Source organism: Vibrio nitrifigilis (genome assembly GCF_015686695.1).
GTDB classification, from domain to species: domain Bacteria; phylum Pseudomonadota; class Gammaproteobacteria; order Enterobacterales; family Vibrionaceae; genus Vibrio; species Vibrio nitrifigilis.
The window spans coordinates 2,442,043-2,461,228 of sequence record NZ_JADPMR010000001.1; the positions used below are offsets into that span (position 1 = coordinate 2,442,043).

The 19,186-nt window shown below is 42.0% G+C and carries 17 protein-coding genes; 9 read left to right on the forward strand and 8 right to left on the reverse strand.

Translation table 11 applies throughout. The features are described 5' to 3' along the window. Nucleotides 1–63 precede the first annotated feature (63 nt). From yidC to rpmH, 4 genes are read right to left on the reverse strand one after another with little or no spacing between them, the layout of a single operon-like run. Nucleotides 64–1,716, reverse strand: a complete 1,653-nt coding sequence (gene yidC / locus I1A42_RS10800) for a membrane protein insertase YidC (protein WP_196123480.1) — start codon at nucleotides 1,714–1,716, stop codon at nucleotides 64–66. Nucleotides 1,717–1,718: 2 nt separating this feature from the next. Beyond that, complete coding sequence (yidD, locus tag I1A42_RS10805) at nucleotides 1,719–1,976, reverse strand: membrane protein insertion efficiency factor YidD (protein WP_161155678.1); 258 nt, start codon at nucleotides 1,974–1,976, stop codon at nucleotides 1,719–1,721. Further along, nucleotides 1,943–2,266, reverse strand: a complete 324-nt coding sequence (rnpA, locus tag I1A42_RS10810; protein WP_230389377.1) for a ribonuclease P protein component — start codon at nucleotides 2,264–2,266, stop codon at nucleotides 1,943–1,945. The genes yidD and rnpA overlap by 34 nt, the downstream gene beginning before the upstream one ends. 46 nt (nucleotides 2,267–2,312) lie before the next feature. Further along, nucleotides 2,313–2,447 (reverse strand): 50S ribosomal protein L34, encoded by a 135-nt coding sequence (rpmH, locus tag I1A42_RS10815; protein WP_068711266.1) that lies wholly within the window; start codon nucleotides 2,445–2,447, stop codon nucleotides 2,313–2,315. 765 nt (nucleotides 2,448–3,212) lie between these two features. On the opposite strand from rpmH, the gene dnaA reads away from it, so the two are divergent. The 6 genes from dnaA to I1A42_RS10845 all read left to right on the forward strand — a co-directional run bounded on the left by dnaA (nucleotide 3,213) and on the right by I1A42_RS10845 (nucleotide 11,657). Continuing rightward, nucleotides 3,213–4,619: a chromosomal replication initiator protein DnaA gene (gene dnaA / locus I1A42_RS10820; protein ID WP_161155673.1), complete on the forward strand. Its 1,407-nt coding sequence runs from the start codon at nucleotides 3,213–3,215 to the stop codon at nucleotides 4,617–4,619. A 50-nt stretch (nucleotides 4,620–4,669) separates the two neighbouring features. Then, entirely contained in the window at nucleotides 4,670–5,770 is a 1,101-nt protein-coding gene (dnaN, locus tag I1A42_RS10825; RefSeq protein ID WP_161155671.1) for a DNA polymerase III subunit beta, read from the forward strand. A 20-nt stretch (nucleotides 5,771–5,790) separates the two neighbouring features. Next, a complete protein-coding gene (gene recF, locus I1A42_RS10830) occupies nucleotides 5,791–6,870 on the forward strand; it encodes a DNA replication/repair protein RecF (RefSeq protein WP_196123481.1) in 1,080 nt (359 codons plus the stop codon). A 19-nt stretch (nucleotides 6,871–6,889) separates the two neighbouring features. Continuing rightward, nucleotides 6,890–9,307, forward strand: a complete 2,418-nt coding sequence (gene gyrB, locus I1A42_RS10835; protein WP_161155667.1) for a DNA topoisomerase (ATP-hydrolyzing) subunit B — start codon at nucleotides 6,890–6,892, stop codon at nucleotides 9,305–9,307. Nucleotides 9,308–9,694: 387 nt separating this feature from the next. Next, complete coding sequence (locus I1A42_RS10840; protein ID WP_161155665.1) at nucleotides 9,695–10,471, forward strand: transporter substrate-binding domain-containing protein; 777 nt, start codon at nucleotides 9,695–9,697, stop codon at nucleotides 10,469–10,471. Nucleotides 10,472–10,547: 76 nt separating this feature from the next. Beyond that, nucleotides 10,548–11,657, forward strand: a complete 1,110-nt coding sequence (locus tag I1A42_RS10845) for a succinylglutamate desuccinylase/aspartoacylase family protein (protein ID WP_161155663.1) — start codon at nucleotides 10,548–10,550, stop codon at nucleotides 11,655–11,657. A gap of 4 nt (nucleotides 11,658–11,661) precedes the next feature. On the opposite strand, the gene I1A42_RS10850 is transcribed toward I1A42_RS10845, so the two are convergent. Continuing rightward, the gene (locus tag I1A42_RS10850) at nucleotides 11,662–12,510 is read right to left on the reverse strand and encodes a helix-turn-helix domain-containing protein (RefSeq protein ID WP_196123482.1); all 849 of its coding nucleotides are present in this window, start codon (nucleotides 12,508–12,510) and stop codon (nucleotides 11,662–11,664) included. 336 nt (nucleotides 12,511–12,846) lie between these two features. Here I1A42_RS10850 and I1A42_RS10855 point away from each other — a divergent pair, with 336 nt between their 5' ends. Beyond that, nucleotides 12,847–13,287 carry an Hsp20 family protein gene (locus I1A42_RS10855; RefSeq protein ID WP_161155659.1) on the forward strand — a complete coding sequence of 147 codons (441 nt, stop codon included), beginning with the start codon at nucleotides 12,847–12,849 and terminating at the stop codon, nucleotides 13,285–13,287. Between the two features lie 72 nt (nucleotides 13,288–13,359). Here I1A42_RS10855 and I1A42_RS10860 read toward each other — a convergent pair whose 3' ends face one another. The 3 genes from I1A42_RS10860 to glyQ form a co-directional block, all read right to left on the reverse strand. Continuing rightward, nucleotides 13,360–14,613 carry a valine--pyruvate transaminase gene (locus I1A42_RS10860; protein WP_196123483.1) on the reverse strand — a complete coding sequence of 418 codons (1,254 nt, stop codon included), beginning with the start codon at nucleotides 14,611–14,613 and terminating at the stop codon, nucleotides 13,360–13,362. A 183-nt stretch (nucleotides 14,614–14,796) separates the two neighbouring features. After that, nucleotides 14,797–16,863 (reverse strand): glycine--tRNA ligase subunit beta, encoded by a 2,067-nt coding sequence (gene glyS, locus I1A42_RS10865; RefSeq protein WP_196123484.1) that lies wholly within the window; start codon nucleotides 16,861–16,863, stop codon nucleotides 14,797–14,799. Between the two features lie 14 nt (nucleotides 16,864–16,877). Continuing rightward, a complete protein-coding gene (glyQ, locus tag I1A42_RS10870; RefSeq protein ID WP_161155653.1) occupies nucleotides 16,878–17,798 on the reverse strand; it encodes a glycine--tRNA ligase subunit alpha in 921 nt (306 codons plus the stop codon). Nucleotides 17,799–18,237: 439 nt separating this feature from the next. On the opposite strand from glyQ, the gene I1A42_RS10875 reads away from it, so the two are divergent. Both I1A42_RS10875 and I1A42_RS10880 read left to right on the forward strand, forming a co-directional pair. Beyond that, nucleotides 18,238–18,792: a TMEM165/GDT1 family protein gene (locus I1A42_RS10875; RefSeq protein WP_161155651.1), complete on the forward strand. Its 555-nt coding sequence runs from the start codon at nucleotides 18,238–18,240 to the stop codon at nucleotides 18,790–18,792. A 118-nt stretch (nucleotides 18,793–18,910) separates the two neighbouring features. Further along, nucleotides 18,911–19,177: a hypothetical protein gene (locus tag I1A42_RS10880; RefSeq protein WP_196123485.1), complete on the forward strand. Its 267-nt coding sequence runs from the start codon at nucleotides 18,911–18,913 to the stop codon at nucleotides 19,175–19,177. Nucleotides 19,178–19,186: the final 9 nt, after the last annotated feature.

Sequence of the window (19,186 nt, forward strand, 5' to 3'; positions counted from 1 at the left end):
AATTGTAATCAGCCAATAACAAAAAGGCGACCTTTTGGCCGCCTTTCTTATCTGTTTATGTGCTTACTTTGTTTTACTGTGTAAGCCTTTCTTCTCCAGCGCCTTATAAATCATAGTTTGCTGAACAAGTGTTACGATATTCGACATCAAGTAGTAAAGAACCAATCCTGATGGGAAGAATAAGAAGAATGCTGAGAATACAACCGGCATAAAGGTCATAATCTTTTGTTGCATTGGATCTGTCACTGTAGACGGACTCATCTTCTGAATCATAAACATACTTACACCCATTAATACAGGTAGGATGAAGTATGGGTCTTGAGCTGACAAATCTTGAATCCAGCCAAAGAATGGCGAGTGACGTAGCTCAACAGATTCCATTAATGCCCAATATAGAGAAATGAAGATTGGCATCTGTAGGAAGATAGGTAAACAACCACCGAGTGGGTTTACTTTCTCAGTTTTGTACAGTTCCATCATTTCTTGGCTCATGCGTTGACGATCGTCACCGATACGCTCTTTCATTGCCTGAATCTTAGGCTGAAGCATGCGCATTTTTGCCATTGAAGTATATTGCGCTTTTGTTAGTGGGTACATTGCACCACGAACAATAAGAGTCAAACAGATGATAGCCACACCCCAGTTGCCAACAAAGCTTTGGATGAATGACAACAGCATATGTAGAGGTTTCGCAATAAACCATAACCAACCATAATCAACAACTAGATCTAGGTTATCGGCTGTTGCAGCCATTTGATCTTGTAGTTTTGGTCCGACCCAAAGTGTTGCTTTGAATTCGCCAGACTGACCATTCTCAATGGTCTTATTCTTGGTTTGGATACCGATATCACCGTAGTTTTGGATAACACGGGTATATAGCGTTGGATCTTTTTCATCACGAGGAATCCATGCAGTGGCAAAGTAGTGCTGGATCATCGCTGCCCAACCTTTGTCATCTTTTAGCGTAATGTTTAGATTACGCTCTTGCATGTCATCAAAGCTGTATTTTTTGTAACGAGTATCTTCAGTAGAGTATGCGCCACCATGGTAAGTTGGCATAGCTAGACTGCCACCAGAATCTTTTAGATTTTGACGCAGATGTGCGTACATGCTCACTTCAGCTTCTTTACCTGATTGGTTGTTGATGTCATAAACCATATCAAGTGCGTAGCTACCACGTTTTAGAATGAACGTTTTGGTGTAAGTGATGCCATTTGCTTGGTAAGTAAGAGGAATGCGTAATTCGTCTTTACCTTTTGCTAATGTGTAAGAAGATGCATTTGTGTGATAAACCGCACGTTTGTTCGTTTGGTCGATACCTTGAGGGCCAATCAGACCACTTTGAGCAATAAACTGATGAGTTTTGGTGCGATCAAGTAAGATAAATGGATTGTTTGAGTGAAGCTTATCTGAATATTTGTTCAGTTTAGCTTCAACCACATCACCACCAGCGGTATCAATAGACAGAGTTAGAACGTCTGTTTTGACAGTAATAATCTTAGCAGCTTCTTCCGTAGCTTTAGTATTTGCTGAGATGCTTGCTGGCGCTGTTGCGTCATTATCTGTAGGAGTTGCAGCACCTGCACTGCTATTATTTACCTGTTCAACTGCACTATTTGGTGTTTCTGTTGCTTTTTTATCTGCATTCCATTGGTTAAACAGTAAAAAAGAGACTAACGCCAAAGCAATTAACAGAATATTACGTTGAGAATCCATCGTTATTTATCTCTGTCTTGTTTTTGGACTGGTGGAACGGGGTCATAACCCCCTTCGTTCAAAGGATGGCATTTTAATAGACGTTTGCCTGTTAACCAACACCCTTTTACAAAACCGTGAACTTTCAACGCTTCTATTGCATATTTAGAGCAAGTAGGAGTGAACCGACATCTAGGACCGATGAGCGGGCTGATTATCCATTGGTAGGCTTTAACCAGACCAATGGCTATCCACGTGAAGGGCGAGACAGGCGTTGCCATAATTTATCAAACAAATTAAACATTTCCTCATTCGTTAAATCTTGCGCGCTCTTTTTCGCTATGACAACAAAATCTTTCTTCGGAAGTTCATGTTGTTTCAGGCGAAAGCTTTCTCGCGCTAATCGTTTAAAACGATTACGTCCAACCGCTGTTTTGATTTGCTTTTTAGGAACTGCCAAACCTAAACGTGGATGAGAAAGGTTATTTGCACGGGCAATAATGGTAAAATGAGGAGAGCCAGCTCGGTGAGCTTGCTGGAAGACTTTTTGATAATGCTCGGGAGTTAACAAACGTAACTCCCGATTAAACGCGTTCGTATTCAAAATAAACTAGCGCTTATTTTGAAAGGCGCTTACGGCCTTTTGCACGACGAGCGTTGATTACTTTACGACCGTTCGCAGTAGCCATGCGTGCACGGAAACCGTGAGTGCGCTTGCGCTTTAGAACTGAAGGTTGAAAAGTGCGTTTCATTGTTTAGTACCTTACTGATCAGTAGTTTTTAGGTTCATTAAACCCGGCGTGGGCAAATGTCTTCTCTGTATATTAAGAAAGAGACAATCCGACGCCTCTCAACAAAGAGGCGGAATTGTAATCACAGTCACCAAAGGTGTCAATGATTCGGTTGCCCAAAGCAAGCGACATTTAAATAATATTTAAGCGTACTTACTTATTCCGGTCGGCAGATTATACGGAGAATCTTTAAAATCTCAAGGATCCTTAGTCGATCCCGGCCTTATTTAAGTATTTCGTCAGTTAGGATCCTGTGGGTTATTGAAAATATCCTGTGGAGAAACCTTCCTTAACAATGTAGAGATTAATGATGGATATCACTGGCCGTTATATATTGATTCAATGGTGTCTTTGAATGGCGACTAAAGCCGTTTAGTGATCCAAGAATACTCACCTTTAATTTTCCCATTATGAAAAATAGGAATGTTTATCTGATTTATAGAAAAATAGCTCATTATGATGAGGTATCACCTATCTATTACCGAAAAATCTCATGATTAGAGTTAAAACACAACATATGGGGATAACTTGCCAAGATCTTTGGATATGTGGATCAAGGTGTGAGTAAATTGGGTTAAAAATGGGGGATCCTATCTATTAAAGTGGTATAGATTGTGAATAACTAAGATCTTATTCACATGTAATTGGATCAATCACTGGCGATCTGAGTTATCAACAGGTAGAATTGGCAGTCTTTATCGTTCATTGATTAAGAGTGAGGGAAACGTGTCGTCTTCGCTTTGGTTGCAATGCTTGCAACAGCTTCAAGAAGAGCTATCAGCTACTGAATTCAGTATGTGGGTTCGTCCGCTTCAGGCGGAGCTTAATGACAATACTCTCACTTTGTTTGCGCCTAATCGCTTTGTGCTCGACTGGGTACGTGATAAGTATATCCACAATATCAATCGGTTATTGCAAGAATACTGCGGTAACGATATTCCTAATTTGCGTTTTGAAGTAGGTAGTCGTCCAGTTGTGGCCCCAAAACCTGCTGTTCCCAAGCGTTCACCTGCAGATCTTGCAGCAGAGTCATCTGCTCCCGCTCAAGTGGTGCATCGTAAGCCTGTTCATAAAACTTGGGAAGATGATGATTCAATGGTAGATATTCGTCATCGTTCCAATGTGAACCCTAAACATAAATTTAATAATTTCGTTGAGGGTAAGTCGAACCAGTTAGGTTTAGCCGCTGCTCGTCAGGTATCTGATAATCCTGGTGGGGCGTATAATCCGTTATTCCTATATGGTGGTACAGGTTTAGGTAAAACACACTTATTGCATGCTGTTGGTAATGCCATTGTTGATAACAAGCCAGATGCAAAAGTGGTTTACATGCATTCCGAGCGTTTTGTGCAAGATATGGTGAAGGCACTACAAAATAATGCGATTGAAGAATTCAAACGTTATTACCGTAGTGTGGATGCGCTATTAATAGATGACATCCAGTTTTTTGCGAATAAAGAGCGCTCTCAAGAAGAGTTTTTTCATACCTTCAACGCTTTGTTAGAAGGGAACCAACAGATCATCTTGACATCTGACCGTTATCCAAAAGAGATCAACGGTGTTGAAGATCGTCTTAAATCTCGTTTTGGTTGGGGCCTAACCGTGGCTATAGAACCACCAGAACTTGAAACACGCGTCGCGATTTTGATGAAAAAAGCAGAAGATCACCAAATTCATCTTCCTGATGAAGTGGCGTTCTTTATTGCGAAACGTCTGCGCTCTAACGTTCGTGAATTAGAAGGAGCCTTGAATCGGGTTATTGCTAATGCGAACTTTACAGGTCGACCTATTACTATCGATTTTGTGCGTGAAGCTCTACGTGATTTGTTGGCACTACAAGAAAAGTTAGTCACCATTGATAATATTCAGAAAACAGTTGCTGAATACTACAAAATTAAAGTGGCAGATCTTCTGTCTAAACGTCGTTCTCGTTCTGTTGCTCGTCCTCGTCAATTAGCGATGGCGCTAGCAAAAGAGCTGACAAACCACAGTTTACCAGAAATTGGTGATGCTTTTGGTGGGCGAGACCATACCACTGTTCTACATGCATGTCGTAAAATAGAACAGTTACGGGAAGAGAGTCATGATATTAAAGAAGACTACTCTAACCTGATTCGTACGCTTTCTTCATAAAATCGCGCTATGCTTGGCGCTGATGAATTCAATTGTTTATAGAGTTAACTATGAAATTTACCATTGAACGTAGCCACTTTATTAAGTCTCTACAGCAGGTATCAGGCACTTTAGGTGGCCGAGCAACTTTACCTATTTTGGGTAACTTGCTACTTAAAGTAGAAGATAATCAGTTATCAATGACTGCGACCGACCTTGAAGTTGAGTTGGTGAGCAGGGTTACGCTTGAAGGTGAATTTGAGGCGGGGGCAATCACAGTCCCTGCGCGCAAATTCCTTGATATTTGTCGTGGTTTACCAGATTCTGCGGTGATCACTGTCGCTTTAGAAGGTGATCGAGTCCATTTACGTTCAGGTCGAAGCCGTTTTTCATTGACGACGTTGCCTGCAGAAGATTTTCCGAATATTGAAGATTGGCAAAGTGATGTTGAAGTTACATTAACGCAATCTGAACTGAAAGGTTTAATTGAGAAAACACAATTTTCAATGGCAAACCAAGATGTTCGTTATTATCTCAATGGTATGTTATTTGAAATAGATGGTAATCTGCTGCGTTCCGTCGCTACTGATGGCCACCGTATGGCCGTATCGACCACAGCGCTCGCTGGAGATTTTGCTAAAAACCAAATTATTGTGCCTCGTAAGGGGGTATTAGAATTGGTGAAGCTACTCGATTCTCCTGAACAACCAGTCACATTGCAAATCGGTAGTTCGAACATCCGTGCAGAGGTGAATAATTATATTTTTACCTCTAAATTAGTCGATGGTCGTTTCCCTGATTATCGTCGTGTATTACCGCAAAACACCAATAAAACGTTGGCGGCAGGTTGTGATGAATTGCGTCAGGCCTTTTCTCGTGCAGCGATCTTATCGAATGAAAAATTCCGTGGTGTTCGCGTTAATTTAGCGGATAATGAAATGCGAATCACGGCGAATAACCCAGAACAAGAAGAAGCTGAAGAAATGTTGGATGTGACCTTTGAAGGTGACGCCATCGAAATTGGTTTCAACGTTAGCTATATCCTAGATGTATTGAATACACTACGTTGTGATAATGTTCGTTTTTCTATGTCGGATGCCAATGCCAGTGCTCTAGTTGAAAATGTGGATGATGACAGCGCAATGTACGTTGTTATGCCTATCCGCCTGTAATTGTAGAGTCTTACTGCGCAATGCCGCTTACTCGTCTTGTTATTCAACAATTTCGCAATATTCAAGCCTGTGATATCGATTTATCATCAGGCTTTAACTTTCTTATTGGGCCAAATGGAAGTGGCAAAACCAGTGTTCTTGAAGCCATTTATTTACTTGGGCATGGCCGTTCATTTAAAAGCTCAATTACTGGCCGAGTGATAAAAAACGAGTGCCAAGAACTATTTGTTCATGGCCGTTTTTTGAACCCGGATCAATTTGAGTTACCAATTGGCATTAATAAGCAGCGTGATGGGTCAACAGAGGTTAAAATAGGCGGTCAATCTGGGCAAAAGTTAGCTCAGTTGGCACAAGTGCTACCTTTGCAGTTAATTCATCCTGAAGGGTTTGATTTACTTACTGATGGCCCAAAACAACGGCGTGCATTTATCGATTGGGGCGTGTTTCACTCTGAACCTGCTTTTTTTGAGGCATGGGGCCGTTTTAAGCGCCTTAACAAACAAAGAAATGCATTGTTAAAAACCGCAACCATCTATCGAGAGTTAAGTTACTGGGATCAAGAATTAGCCCGGCTCGCGGAACAGATTGATGGATGGCGTCGTGTTTATGTAGAACAAATATCAGAGGTTGCTCAAACTCTGTGTGGGGAGTTTCTCCCTGAGTTTGAGATCGGTTTAAAATATTACCGAGGCTGGGAAAAAGACACGCCATATCAAGATATTCTGGCGAATAATTTTGAGCGTGACCAACACTTAGGTTACACCTTTAGTGGACCCAATAAAGCCGATTTAAAGATAAAAGTGAACGGAACTCCAGTGGAAGATGTTCTGTCACGAGGTCAGTTAAAATTGATGGTGTGTGCATTGCGAGTAGCGCAAGGCCAACACCTGACAGATCTGACAGGAAAGCAGTGTATCTATTTGATAGATGATTTTGCTTCCGAACTAGATAGCCAGCGTCGTAAGCGTCTTGCTGATTGCTTAAAATCGACGGGGGCTCAAGTTTTTGTAAGTTCTATTACTAAAAGCCAAGTTGCTGACATGATCGAGTCAAATAGCAAGATGTTTCATGTGGAACATGGCACAATAGGGCAAGGATAAAATAGTGAGAGAGTAACTCATGTCGAATAATTACGATTCATCGAGTATTAAGGTACTGAAGGGTCTGGACGCGGTTCGTAAGCGCCCAGGGATGTACATCGGCGACACAGATGATGGCACCGGTCTGCACCACATGGTTTTTGAGGTAGTGGATAACTCAATTGATGAAGCGTTAGCGGGTTACTGTAAAGATATCGTAGTAACTATCCACGAAGATAATTCCGTGTCTGTCAGCGATGATGGTCGTGGTATCCCAACTGAGCTGCATCCAGAAGAGAATGTCTCTGCTGCTGAAGTTATCATGACTGTACTGCACGCTGGTGGTAAGTTCGATGATAACTCATACAAAGTTTCTGGTGGTTTGCACGGTGTGGGTGTCTCAGTCGTTAACGCTCTATCAGAAAAAGTGGTTTTGACCATTCACCGTAATGGTAAAATTCATACTCAAACGTATCATCACGGTATCCCAGACACACCTCTTGAAGTGGTCGGTGATACTGAAAAATCAGGAACTACCGTTCGATTTTGGCCAAGTGCTGAAACATTCACAAATATCGAATTTGTGTATGAAATTCTGGCAAAACGCCTACGTGAATTGTCATTCCTAAACTCAGGTGTTTCAATCCACTTACGTGATGAACGTGAAGATGACAAACAAAACCACTACATGTATGAAGGTGGTATTCAAGCGTTTGTTACTCACTTGAATCGCAACAAAACGCCTATTCACGACAAAGTGTTCCACTTTGTTCATGAGCGAGAAGATGGCATTTCTGTTGAAGTTGCCATGCAATGGAACGATAGTTTCCAAGAAAGCATTTTCTGTTTTACCAACAACATCCCACAGCGTGATGGTGGTACGCACTTAGCAGGTTTCCGTGCTGCATTGACTCGTACCTTGAACTCGTACATGGACCGCGAAGGTTATAGCAAAAAAGCGAAAACTTCTGCGTCTGGTGATGATGCTCGCGAAGGTTTGACTGCAGTTGTTTCGGTAAAAGTGCCTGATCCTAAATTCTCAAGCCAAACCAAAGATAAGTTGGTTTCTTCGGAAGTGAAATCTGCCGTTGAATCTGCAATGGGTGAAAAACTAGGAGATTACCTAGCTGAACATCCAAATGAAGCAAAAACCATCTGTACTAAAATTATCGACGCAGCTCGTGCGCGTGAAGCGGCACGTAAAGCTCGTGATATGACCCGTCGTAAAGGTGCATTGGACCTTGCTGGTTTGCCTGGTAAGTTGGCTGACTGTCAGGAAAAAGACCCTGCAGTATCCGAACTATATATTGTGGAAGGGGACTCGGCCGGCGGATCTGCCAAACAGGGCCGAAATCGTAAAAACCAAGCGATTTTGCCTCTTAAAGGTAAAATTCTGAACGTTGAAAAAGCACGTTTTGATAAGATGCTATCTTCTCAGGAAGTGGCAACACTAATCACTGCTCTTGGCTGTGGTATCGGGCGTGACGAATACAACCCAGATAAACTTCGTTACCATAACATCATCATCATGACCGATGCGGACGTCGATGGTGCGCACATTCGTACGTTACTATTGACCTTCTTCTATCGTCAAATGCCTGAATTGATTGAACGCGGTTATGTGTACATCGCTCAGCCACCACTTTACAAAGTGAAGAAAGGTAAACAAGAGCAGTACATTAAAGACGAAGAAGCTATGACTCAATACCAAATTTCTTTGGCATTGGATGGCGCTTCTCTACACGTTAACGCTGACGCTCCTGCATTAGCTGGTGGACCATTAGAAAAAATGGTCCAAGAGTATAACGAAGTTGTGAAGCTGACTCAGCGTATGAGCCGTCGTTACCCTCACGCTATGGTTTATGAGTTTACCTATGTTCCTCGTTTGACTGAAGAAATTCGTCAGACAGAAGCAGGTGTTGATGCATGGGCTGCCCAATTAGTGAATCAGCTAAATGAAAAAGAATCGGGTGCTAGCCAATATAGTTACGAAGTTCATCATGATGAAGAGCGTAATACTTACTTGCCTCGTATTAAAGTTCGTACAAATGGTGTGACTCACGAATACCTCATCAGTGTCGATCTATTGAACTCAAAAGAATATGCAAAAATTGCTGATCTTTCTGAGTCTTTAGATAGCTTCATTGAAGAGGGGGCGTATGTGAAACGTGGTGAACGTACTTACCCTGTGACCAGTTTCTCTCAAGCGATTGAGTGGTTGGTAAAAGAGTCTCGTCGTGGCTTAGCAGTACAACGCTACAAAGGTCTAGGTGAAATGAACCCAGAACAGCTTTGGGAAACTACCATGGATCCAGAAACTCGTCGTATGATGCAGGTAACAATCGAAGATGCTGTAGGTGCTGATGAGCTGTTTACTACACTAATGGGTGACCAAGTTGAACCTCGTCGTGCTTTCATTGAAAACAACGCGTTGAAAGTAGCAAACCTTGATGTTTAGTCTTGATTGATGTGTTTAAAAAACCACTCTTCGGAGTGGTTTTTTTATGCCTTTCATTCACGATACACATACTCAAGTAACTGAAAGATAGTGGTTTAGAGAGAATGTATTTACTCTTAAGTTTGGCACTGATTTTAAAATAGAGTCATGCTACGTTGAAAGTAAATGTATCCCTTCTGTGATTGATCTGTCCTAGTTGATCACACTCTGAATCGTTCATCTTGAGATAGCCTGTATATGCGTCGAATTACAATAGGCATGATGCTAGTTGATGCTAAGATACTGCAAGAAGCTGCAGCTCGGTCATGGACATTCTTAATAGTACTCTATAGAGTAAAAATATCGCCTTAGAGCATATTTATTCAAATTATAAACATGGACGCAATCATGAAAAGAGCTAGTGCAATTCTTTTAACTCTATTTTCGCTTTTTTCAGCGGGAAGTTATGCAGCAGATAACAACACGATTCGTATTGGTGTTGATGCGACGTTTGCCCCGTTTGAATATAAGAAACCAGACGGTTCATTAGCTGGGTTTGAAATTGACCTTGGTAACGCAGTATGTGCGGAGATTCATCGTAAGTGTGAATGGGTACCATCAAACTTTGATGGCCTAATTCCTAGCCTAAACGTTAATCGTATTGATGCCATCATGTCATCATTAGGTGTTTCTGAAAAACGCCGCAAGCAGGTATTGTTCACTGATATTGTTTGGACTGGCTTTTCATCTATGCTGAGTCGTTCTGACCTGCATTTAAAGGCGACACCTGAATCATTGAAGGGCAAAGTTATTGGTGTGCAGCAAGGTACTATGCAAGAAAACTACGTGCGTGAACGTTTTGCTAAACATGGCGTACAGGTACAAACATACCAAGATCAAGATCAGGTTTATGCCGATTTACTCAATGGTCGTATTGATGTCTCTTTCCAAGATATGTTGCAAGCGCAAACCAAGTTTATTAAACAAGGCAAACACAGCAACTACACCAACTTAAAAGTAGAAGATAAGCTACTGCCAGCAGATTCAGCTATTGCGATTAAGAAAGGCAATGAAAAATTAGTGGCCTTATTCAACAAAGGGTTGAAGAAAATCCACGAAGATGGCACTTACAACCGCATTCAGCGCCAGTACTTTGGTGATTTGAACCTTTACCGAGGTCAGTAATCTCATTTAAAAACCGTTAAAGACAGCTGGGGTGACTTGGCTGTCTTTTTTATGCTCAACGACGAATAAGATAAGTATGCAACATAAAAAGACTCCTCTCATTTCTCCAGTACCTGGTACACAACGTGACTTGGATAGTTTTCATTTTGGCCCTCAGGGTCAGGGGAAAAAAGCCTATATTCAAGCGTCTTTACATGCTGATGAATTACCCGGAATGCTGGTGGCTTGGAAACTTAAACATCAATTACAGGCACTTGAAGAGTTGGGGCGACTTAACGGAGAAGTGGTTTTGGTCCCTGTGGCTAATCCTATTGGACAAAATCAACATTTAATGGATGTTCATTTGGGTCGTTATGAGTCAGAAAATGGGCAAAACTTTAATCGTGGTTACTTTGATACTTTTGAACCTGTAAAAGCATCGATTCATAACAAGTTGAGTGATAAATCCGAAGACAACATTCCCTTGGTACGCCAAGCAATGATTGATGCGTTGAACGGATGGCAGGTAGAAACAGAATTGCAGTCACTACAGAAAAACTTGCAATTGTTAAGTTGTGATGCGGATTTAATGCTCGACTTACATTGTGATTTTGAAGCGGCATTACACATTTATAGTACAGATTACTCTTGGCAGGGGATTGAACCGTTAGCTCGCCTGATGGGCTCAAAGGCGAATTTATTGGCAAATGAAACAGGCGGTAACCCTTTTGATTGCAGTACTGACATGGTTTGGCAGCGATTAAACCAAGAGTTTGGTGATGTTATTCCACAAGGTTGCTTGGGAGCAACCGTAGAGTTACGTGGTCAAGGCGATGTGAACGATGAGTATGCTGACCATGATTCATTAGCCATCATTGAGTACCTCGGAGTACTTGGTATTGTTGATAACGAACCATCTTTGCCGAAAGAAAAAGCGCCGAGTAGTGATTTAGCTGCCGTTGAAACCTTAAAAACGAAGCAAGGCGGATTACTTGTTCTTAAAGTTCAACCCGGAGATATCGTGGAAGCCGGTCAGGTATTTGCTGAAGTAATTGATCCTATTAATGATTTAGTTGAACAGGTCAAAGTGACGCAAGCAGGATATGTTTATTCTCGCACTAATCGCAAAATGGCGACGGCAGGGATGCTTATTGGTAATATTGCGGGTGAGCATGTTATTCGTAGTGGTTATTTATTAGCGCCATAAACCGTCAATAGTTTTCCGCTGCAGTGAAAATGTGCGGATTATCAATGCTACTTGATGTGGTTAATCTGGTTAAGATAGCGGGGGTGATGGACTCGCTATCTATGTCGAGAATTTTTACCCCTTTCAGCTTTTCTTTTAATGGTATCTGATCACTGATTTTTTCAAAGACGACTCGAGATGTGAAAGGTATACGTGAATTGCGTCCCTGAATTCCCATCGTTAAACCAGACAGCAGCTGAATATTTCCTTTTGTTGCACCATACAATACTGTCTGAGAGATAGCTCGTTGGCAGTGCACGCTATAATCTACGATTTGTAGTCGTTCTCCCAAAAGAAATACCACCCCAACAAACTTACCAATTTCGGCACTTTCTAACATGGCCTGGCCAGGATCTGCTCGCTCGTAAAAGTGAGAATATCCGATACCATTTTGGCTCGACAAGCGGGCAAATCCCTTACTGATATAGCCTTGATAAGAGGGGGTCATATAGTAGTAGTAATAGTCGCCTAGATATCGTTCTAAAGGATCACTCGAATCTAAAATCATGTTTTCCAATTGGCGAGCGTAACGATCTCCTGAAGGGGATTCATCGAGGATATTACGTGACAGTAAAGGACGAAGCTGGTTGGAGACTAAACTTTTAAATAACTCTGGTTCGAGATGAACTTCATCACTGTCTACGCCAAAAAAATCGCATATTTTGCGCAAGCTCTGCATTGATGGCTTGCTGTTTCCATTCAGGTACTTAGATAACTGTTGGCGGTTGATCCCCATTTTTTTACTGCACTCAGTCACACTACCTGCATAGCTACATAATAAACGAAGATTAACGGCGAGATATTGTGATTCCATATATCCTACTGGTTTTATTATCAATGGTCATTTTCGTATCATTGTCATAGTGCTATATGGTGCTTAGAGGCTCTTAATCGACAATGAGAGCGTTAGAATAAAAAATAAAATTTTTTAGTTTTTTCCCTTGAAAGTGATTTTAGAGTCCTTATATCTAGTTGTGAAGAGGATGCCGATAGGACCTCTGATTAAACTAGGTTAGCTCAGTTGCTCGCAAAAGAGGACAAGAGAAACCTTACCACATAACTCTCGATGGACTCATGTCATTAAATGAATGAGAAACCATCCCCTAACTAACACGGTTAGGACTATTGCTTAAATAAGAGGATAGTAATTATGAGAACTTTAGACTTCACTCCTTTATACCGCAACGCTATTGGTTTCGATCGCCTATTGAATATGATGGAATCAGGTTCCGCTAAAAACACCCAAGGTGGATACCCTCCATACAATATCGAACAAAAAGAAGAAAACAAATATCGTATTACTATGGCAGTTGCAGGTTTTGCTGAAGATGATCTTGATATCACTCAGCAAGAAACCAGCTTAATTGTACGTGGTGAACGTAAAGCTGAAGAAGGCAAAAACTACATTTACCAAGGCATTGCAGAACGTGATTTTGAACGTAAATTCCAACTTGCGGATTACGTTAAAGTTGTTGGTGCTTCAATGGAAAATGGTTTGCTACACGTTGATCTTGAACGTGAAGTTCCTGAAGCAAAGCAACCACGTAAAATTGCCATTAATGGTAAAAACTTGTTAGAAAGCGAACATTAATACCCAAGCACTTATAGTGGATTAAAGAAGTGAAGAGCGCCAAGATGGCGCTCTTTTTAATTGTCGTAAAGGTTATTTTGCGTCTAAGTAAGCTTTTTGTACTTCTTCTGCAATGATATTGATGCCCTTTTGCATTGCTTCATCATCTTGTACGTAGTTCATGCGTAGGCATTGGTGGGCATGGTTCCAATCTTCTTTTTGACCAATAAAGAAATATTCCCCTGGCACAACTAACACCCCTCGCTCTTTTAGGCGTTTGTATAGCTCCATTGTTGTAATAGGTAACTCATCAAACCATAACCACAAAAAGATGGCACCTTCCGGTTTATGAATTCTAAAGCGCGGATCGGGAATGGCTGTTTGGAGCATTGAGACAGCTTGTTCGGATTTTTGCTGGTAGAAGGGTTTTATGACTTCAGCACTGAGTCGGAGTAAATCGCCTTTTTCAATCATTCTTTGTGCGATGGCTGGTCCAACCCCACTTGGTGCTAGGCTGATAATGCCATTCATATTCGCCAGGGCTGTTGTGATTTTTTCATTCGCAATCACAATACCGCAGCGAACACCGGGTAGGCCAAGTTTTGATAAGCTCATGCACAGAATGGTGTTGTCATTCCAAAAAGGAGTGACATCTTCAAAGATGATGTTGGGGAAAGGAACCCCATAGGCATTATCAATAATAAGCGGTACGTCATTGTCACGGGCAAGTTGATCCAGTTTTTGTACTTCATCTTCGGTGAGAACATTGCCAGTAGGGTTCGTAGGACGAGAAGCACAAATAGCGGCGACAGAATCATCAATCTTTAGTTGGTCGAAATCAACATGGTATTTAAATAAGCGATTATCGAGTAACTCTATCTCCGGGTGGTAAGAAACAAAAATGTCCTCATCAATACCCGCATCACCGTAACCGATATATTCTGGAGCCAGTGGTAGTAGAATTTTTTTATGGGAACCATCGGGCTGGTGGCCTGCGAATAAATTAAAAAGATAGAAAAAGCCACTTTGACTACCATTCGTCAGGCTGATGTTCTTTTCACTAATATCCCATCCGTAGGTGTCTTTTAATAAGTTAGCGAGTTGTTTTATAAATTGATCTTTTCCTTGTGGGCCATCGTAGTTAGTCATGGCTGAAATGAGAGATCCGTCCTTGAGCATTTCATCACTGGTTTGTTGAAAATAATCGAGCATTTCAGGAATGGCTGCAGGGTTGCCGCCGCCTAACATGATAGCTCCAGGGGTACGTAGGCCATCATTTAGGTCATCCATTAATTGGGTGATACCTGAATAACGATTAAATTTTTCTCCAAATGTTGAAAACTGCATTGCTCGAATACCTAATAATTGTGTTTGCTTGTAATAATAAATGACGTAAAAAACATCGTGTTGAGTCTTTATTGAACATAACGCATTGGCAGTAGCGAGCAAAGGAATATTTCGTTTTGTGTGTAAAAAGAAAGCCCAGCTCGATTGAGCTGGGCTTTATAAGCTAAAAGCAGATTTTTATGCTTATTTTTGGAGCAATGAAATGTCTGCGATTTCTAAGAACAAGTTACGTAAATTGTTCAAAAGAGTCAGACGGTTTTTCTTCAATGCTTCATCGTCAGCCATTACCATCACGTTATCGAAGAAGGCATCAACAGGTTCGCGAAGAGCCGCTAACTGGGTGAGTGCTTCTTGATAGTTACCTGTTGCAAAGGCGGGCTCTAACGCTTCAGTCATTACTGTAACTGATTCAGCTAAGGCTTTCTCTTGATCTTCTTGAAGAAGGGCAAGATCAATCTCTTTCGCTAATTCGCCATCAAACTTCGCTAGGATATTACCTACACGTTTGTTTGCAGCGGCTAGTGCTTCAGCTGCATCCAAATCACGGAAGTGAGATACCGCTTTCACACGTTGGTCGAAGTCAGTTGGTTTGGTTGGGTGACGAGAAAGAACCGCTTGAATGATATCCACGCTGAAGCCTTCGTCTTGGTACCAAGCACGGAAACGACCGAGCATGAAATCAAGCACGTCACTCTCAACGTTAGCATTCGTTAGCCTATCGCCAAGTAGAGATTTCGTTTTAGCAATCAGGTCAACTAGGTCTAAGTTGTAACCGTATTCAACGATAATACGCAGCACACCTAGAGAGGCGCGACGAAGTGCAAAAGGGTCAGATCCTTTTGGAGCTTGGCCAATACCAAAAATACCGACGATAGTATCTAGTTTATCTGCCATAGCTACTGCAGCAGATACACCATTGCTTGGTAGTTGGTCGCCAGCATAACGAGGCATGTATTGCTCGTTTAGTGCCACTGCTACTTGCTCATCTTCACCGTCATGGCGAGCATAATGCATACCCATAACGCCCTGAGTATCGGTAAATTCGAATACCATTGAGGTCATTAGGTCACATTTGGCTAGCAGGCCAGCGCGTTGTGCTTTAGCTACGTCCGCATCGATTTGTTCAGCAATGTAGCCTGCAAGTTCGGTGATACGGTCTGTTTTGTCTTTGATTGTGCCCAGTTTCTTCTGGAAAATCGCTTTTTCTAGAAGAGGTAGACGGTCAACCAATTTTTGTTTTCGGTCTGTGTTAAAGAAGAACTCAGCGTCCGCTAGGCGTGGACGAACTACCTTTTCGTTACCTTCGATAACGTGGCGAGGCTCTTTAGATTCGATGTTAGATACGAAAATAAAGTTAGGTAGTAGGTTGTTATTCTCGTCGTAAACTGGGAAGTATTTTTGGTCACCTTTCATGGTGTAAACCAAAGCTTCAGCAGGTACTGCCAAGAATTTTTCTTCGAATTTTGCAGTTAGAACTACTGGCCATTCAACTAGGCCAGTGACTTCTTCTACTAAGTCATCTTCAAGATCAGCGACACCGCCAACTTTTGCCGCAGCAGCTTGAGAATCTTTAATGATGGTCGCTTTACGAGTTTCGTAGTCAGCGATGACTTTACCACGTTCTTCAAGAATTGCAGGGTATTGAGACGCTGAATCGATAGTGAACTCAGGTTCGCCCATGAAGCGGTGGCCACGGATGATACGAGCTGATTTCACGCCTAGGATTTCACCTTCAATTAGGTCAGAATCCATTAGGATCGTCAGCGTTTTTACTGGACGGATAAATTGAGTATCTGTGTTACCCCAACGCATTGGTTTTGCGATTGGAAGGTTTGCTAGTGCTTTGGCTGCAAGTTCAACAATGATGTCTTGAGTCGGTTGACCTTTCACTTCTTGTTTAAACAGTAGCCATTCACCTTTGTCGGTTTTTAGGCGATCAGCTTGTTCAACCGTGATGCCGTTACCACGAGCCCAACCTTGTGCTGCTTTGGTTGCGTTACCGTCAGCATCGAATGCAACACTCACCGCTGGACCACGTTTTTCAACAACTTTATCAGACTGTGCTTCTGCTAGGTCGGTGACTTTAAGCGCAAGGCGACGTGGGGTCGCATACCATTTCACACCTTGGTGAGACAGTTCTGCTTCTTTTAGCCCTTTTTCAAAGTTAGCTGCAAATGCTTCAGCAAGGGTACGAAGCTGAGTTGGTGGTAGTTCTTCGGTACCAAGCTCAATTAGAAATTCTTTTGCCATAATACTTCTTCCCCTTATGCCTGTTCGTCGTCTTTTTTACACATAGGGAAACCAAGGGCTTCACGTGATGCGTAGTACGCTTCTGCTACCGCTTTAGTCAATTCGCGGATACGCAGAATGTAGCGTTGACGTTCTGTCACTGAGATTGCTTTACGAGCATCTAATAAGTTGAAAGAGTGTGCCGCTTTCAAAATACGTTCATAAGCAGGAAGAGGAAGTGGTTTTTCTAGTGCAAGCAATTGCTGACACTCTTTTTCACACTGATCGAAGAATGTGAATAGGAAATCCACATCGGCGTGTTCAAAGTTGTAAGTAGATTGTTCGACTTCGTTTTGATGGAAAATATCACCGTAAGTCACTTTGCCTAGAGGGCCGTCAGTCCAAACGAGATCGTAAACAGAATCAACGCCCTGAATATACATAGCTAGACGTTCAATACCGTATGTGATTTCGCCGGTAACCGGTTTACATTCAAGGCCACCCACTTGTTGGAAGTAAGTAAACTGAGTCACTTCCATACCGTTTAACCATACTTCCCAACCAAGGCCCCAAGCGCCTAATGTTGGGTTTTCCCAGTTGTCTTCCACGAAACGAATATCGTGAACTTGTGGGTCAATGCCAAGTACTTTGAGCGAGCCTAAGTACAATTCCTGAATATTATCAGGAGAGGGTTTAATCACCACTTGGAACTGGTAGTAATGTTGAAGACGGTTTGGGTTCTCACCATAGCGGCCATCTGTTGGACGGCGAGATGGTTGAACGTAAGCAGTCGCCATTGGTTCTGGACCAAGAGCACGCAAGCATGTCATTGGGTGAGAAGTACCCGCACCTACTTCCATATCTAATGGTTGAACAATGGTGCAGCCTTGTTGGGCCCAATAATCCTGCAGCGCGAGGATCATACCCTGAAAGGTTTTGATATCGTATTTTTGCATAGTCAGGTTCGCGCGATTCTTCTGTTTGAATTGATAAAAAATAACAACCAAGTATACCGAGATCTTGAGCGACAAAGTAGGGGAAATCTTGTTTAATTCTTGGGCAATGATATCTATTGATGCTAAAAAACCTGTTAACTATAAGGAATTGGACTCAGATAGAAGAATTTAGCGACAGATAGGCTTGTAGTTTTCATTATATATGGCTATGATTCCGCCTGTCTTTGGGGAGTAGCTTATCGATCAAATCTTATTGTTCGGTTCGTTCGTCAACATAGTCTCTGTTTTTACATAAAAATCCAAATAAACAGAGTGGCGCTCGAGACTCAGAACCTAGCTGAGTTTAGCAAGACCTTAGACAAACTTCATGAACCGGGGTGGGGAGTGACGTTTGTCTATGGTTTATATAATAATTCCCTGCCCCGCACATGAGCATGTCGTGAGCGTATTAGCAATTTCAATTACAACGGTTGCATTAGCCGAAATCGGTGATCGAACGCAACTTTTATCTTTGTTACTGGTCAGCCGTTACCGTAAACCAGTACCAATTATTCTAGCTATTTTAGTTGCAACTATTGTTAACCATGCACTTGCTGCATGGCTCGGCGTTGTTGTCGCCGATTACATTACCCCAGAGGTTTTAAAGTGGGTGATTGCCGCTAGCTTCCTAGCAATGGCTGCATGGATTTTGGTTCCGGATAAAATCGATGATGATGAATCTATTTCCAATCGTGGTCCTTTTGTCGCGAGTTTTATTGCGTTCTTTATCGCAGAAGTGGGTGATAAAACACAAATTGCTACGTCTATTTTGGGAGCCAATTATTCACACCAATTAGAGTGGGTTGTAGTTGGGAGTACTATCGGTATGTTACTAGCCAATGTTCCTGTGGTTCTAATTGGTAAATTGTCGGCAGACAAATTGCCTTTGGGATTGATCCGTAAAGTAACCGCGGTACTGTTCGTCGGTCTAGCCGCTTTAGCTGCTTTCTATTAAAGCGTAAGAGGGTCACACTCTGTCAAAGTAAATCGCGGGAAGTAGTGGTCAATATCACTATCTCATCTATCTCATGCTAATGTTTAAGTATAAGGTGGTAATGGTGAGGGGGCTGAGTATGCTAGCGCGTTACACACAGATGAGTGCTAAAAGCCAAAGTTATCTATTTACCTTTGGTTTACTACTAACGTTTTTGGGAATGGCGTTAACAGAGATGTGGTTGCCCATGGTGGTTGGTGGCTTTATTTTAACTGGCCTTACCGTTGAAGCATGGATTCGTGTCGCGCATATCATTCCAATGCGTGAAGAGCTAAGAAGCTTGCATCGCGAAGTACACCAACTTAGAAATGATCTGTACACCACTTCTCATTCTCATGATGACTAGTGACTGATA

Excerpts from the sequence above, each read along its gene's own strand:
- yidC (WP_196123480.1), bottom strand. The coding sequence starts at position 1,716 with ATGGATTCTCAACGTAATATTCTGTTAATTGCTTTGGCGTTAGTCTCT.
- yidD (WP_161155678.1), bottom strand. The coding sequence starts at position 1,976 with ATGGCAACGCCTGTCTCGCCCTTCACGTGGATAGCCATTGGTCTGGTT.
- rpmH (WP_068711266.1), bottom strand. The coding sequence starts at position 2,447 with ATGAAACGCACTTTTCAACCTTCAGTTCTAAAGCGCAAGCGCACTCAC.
- dnaN (WP_161155671.1), top strand. The coding sequence starts at position 4,670 with ATGAAATTTACCATTGAACGTAGCCACTTTATTAAGTCTCTACAGCAG.
- recF (WP_196123481.1), top strand. The coding sequence starts at position 5,791 with ATGCCGCTTACTCGTCTTGTTATTCAACAATTTCGCAATATTCAAGCC.
- gyrB (WP_161155667.1), top strand. The coding sequence starts at position 6,890 with ATGTCGAATAATTACGATTCATCGAGTATTAAGGTACTGAAGGGTCTG.
- I1A42_RS10840 (WP_161155665.1), top strand. The coding sequence starts at position 9,695 with ATGAAAAGAGCTAGTGCAATTCTTTTAACTCTATTTTCGCTTTTTTCA.
- I1A42_RS10845 (WP_161155663.1), top strand. The coding sequence starts at position 10,548 with ATGCAACATAAAAAGACTCCTCTCATTTCTCCAGTACCTGGTACACAA.
- I1A42_RS10850 (WP_196123482.1), bottom strand. The coding sequence starts at position 12,510 with ATGGAATCACAATATCTCGCCGTTAATCTTCGTTTATTATGTAGCTAT.
- I1A42_RS10855 (WP_161155659.1), top strand. The coding sequence starts at position 12,847 with ATGAGAACTTTAGACTTCACTCCTTTATACCGCAACGCTATTGGTTTC.
- I1A42_RS10860 (WP_196123483.1), bottom strand. The coding sequence starts at position 14,613 with ATGCAGTTTTCAACATTTGGAGAAAAATTTAATCGTTATTCAGGTATC.
- glyS (WP_196123484.1), bottom strand. The coding sequence starts at position 16,863 with ATGGCAAAAGAATTTCTAATTGAGCTTGGTACCGAAGAACTACCACCA.
- glyQ (WP_161155653.1), bottom strand. The coding sequence starts at position 17,798 with ATGCAAAAATACGATATCAAAACCTTTCAGGGTATGATCCTCGCGCTG.
- I1A42_RS10880 (WP_196123485.1), top strand. The coding sequence starts at position 18,911 with ATGCTAGCGCGTTACACACAGATGAGTGCTAAAAGCCAAAGTTATCTA.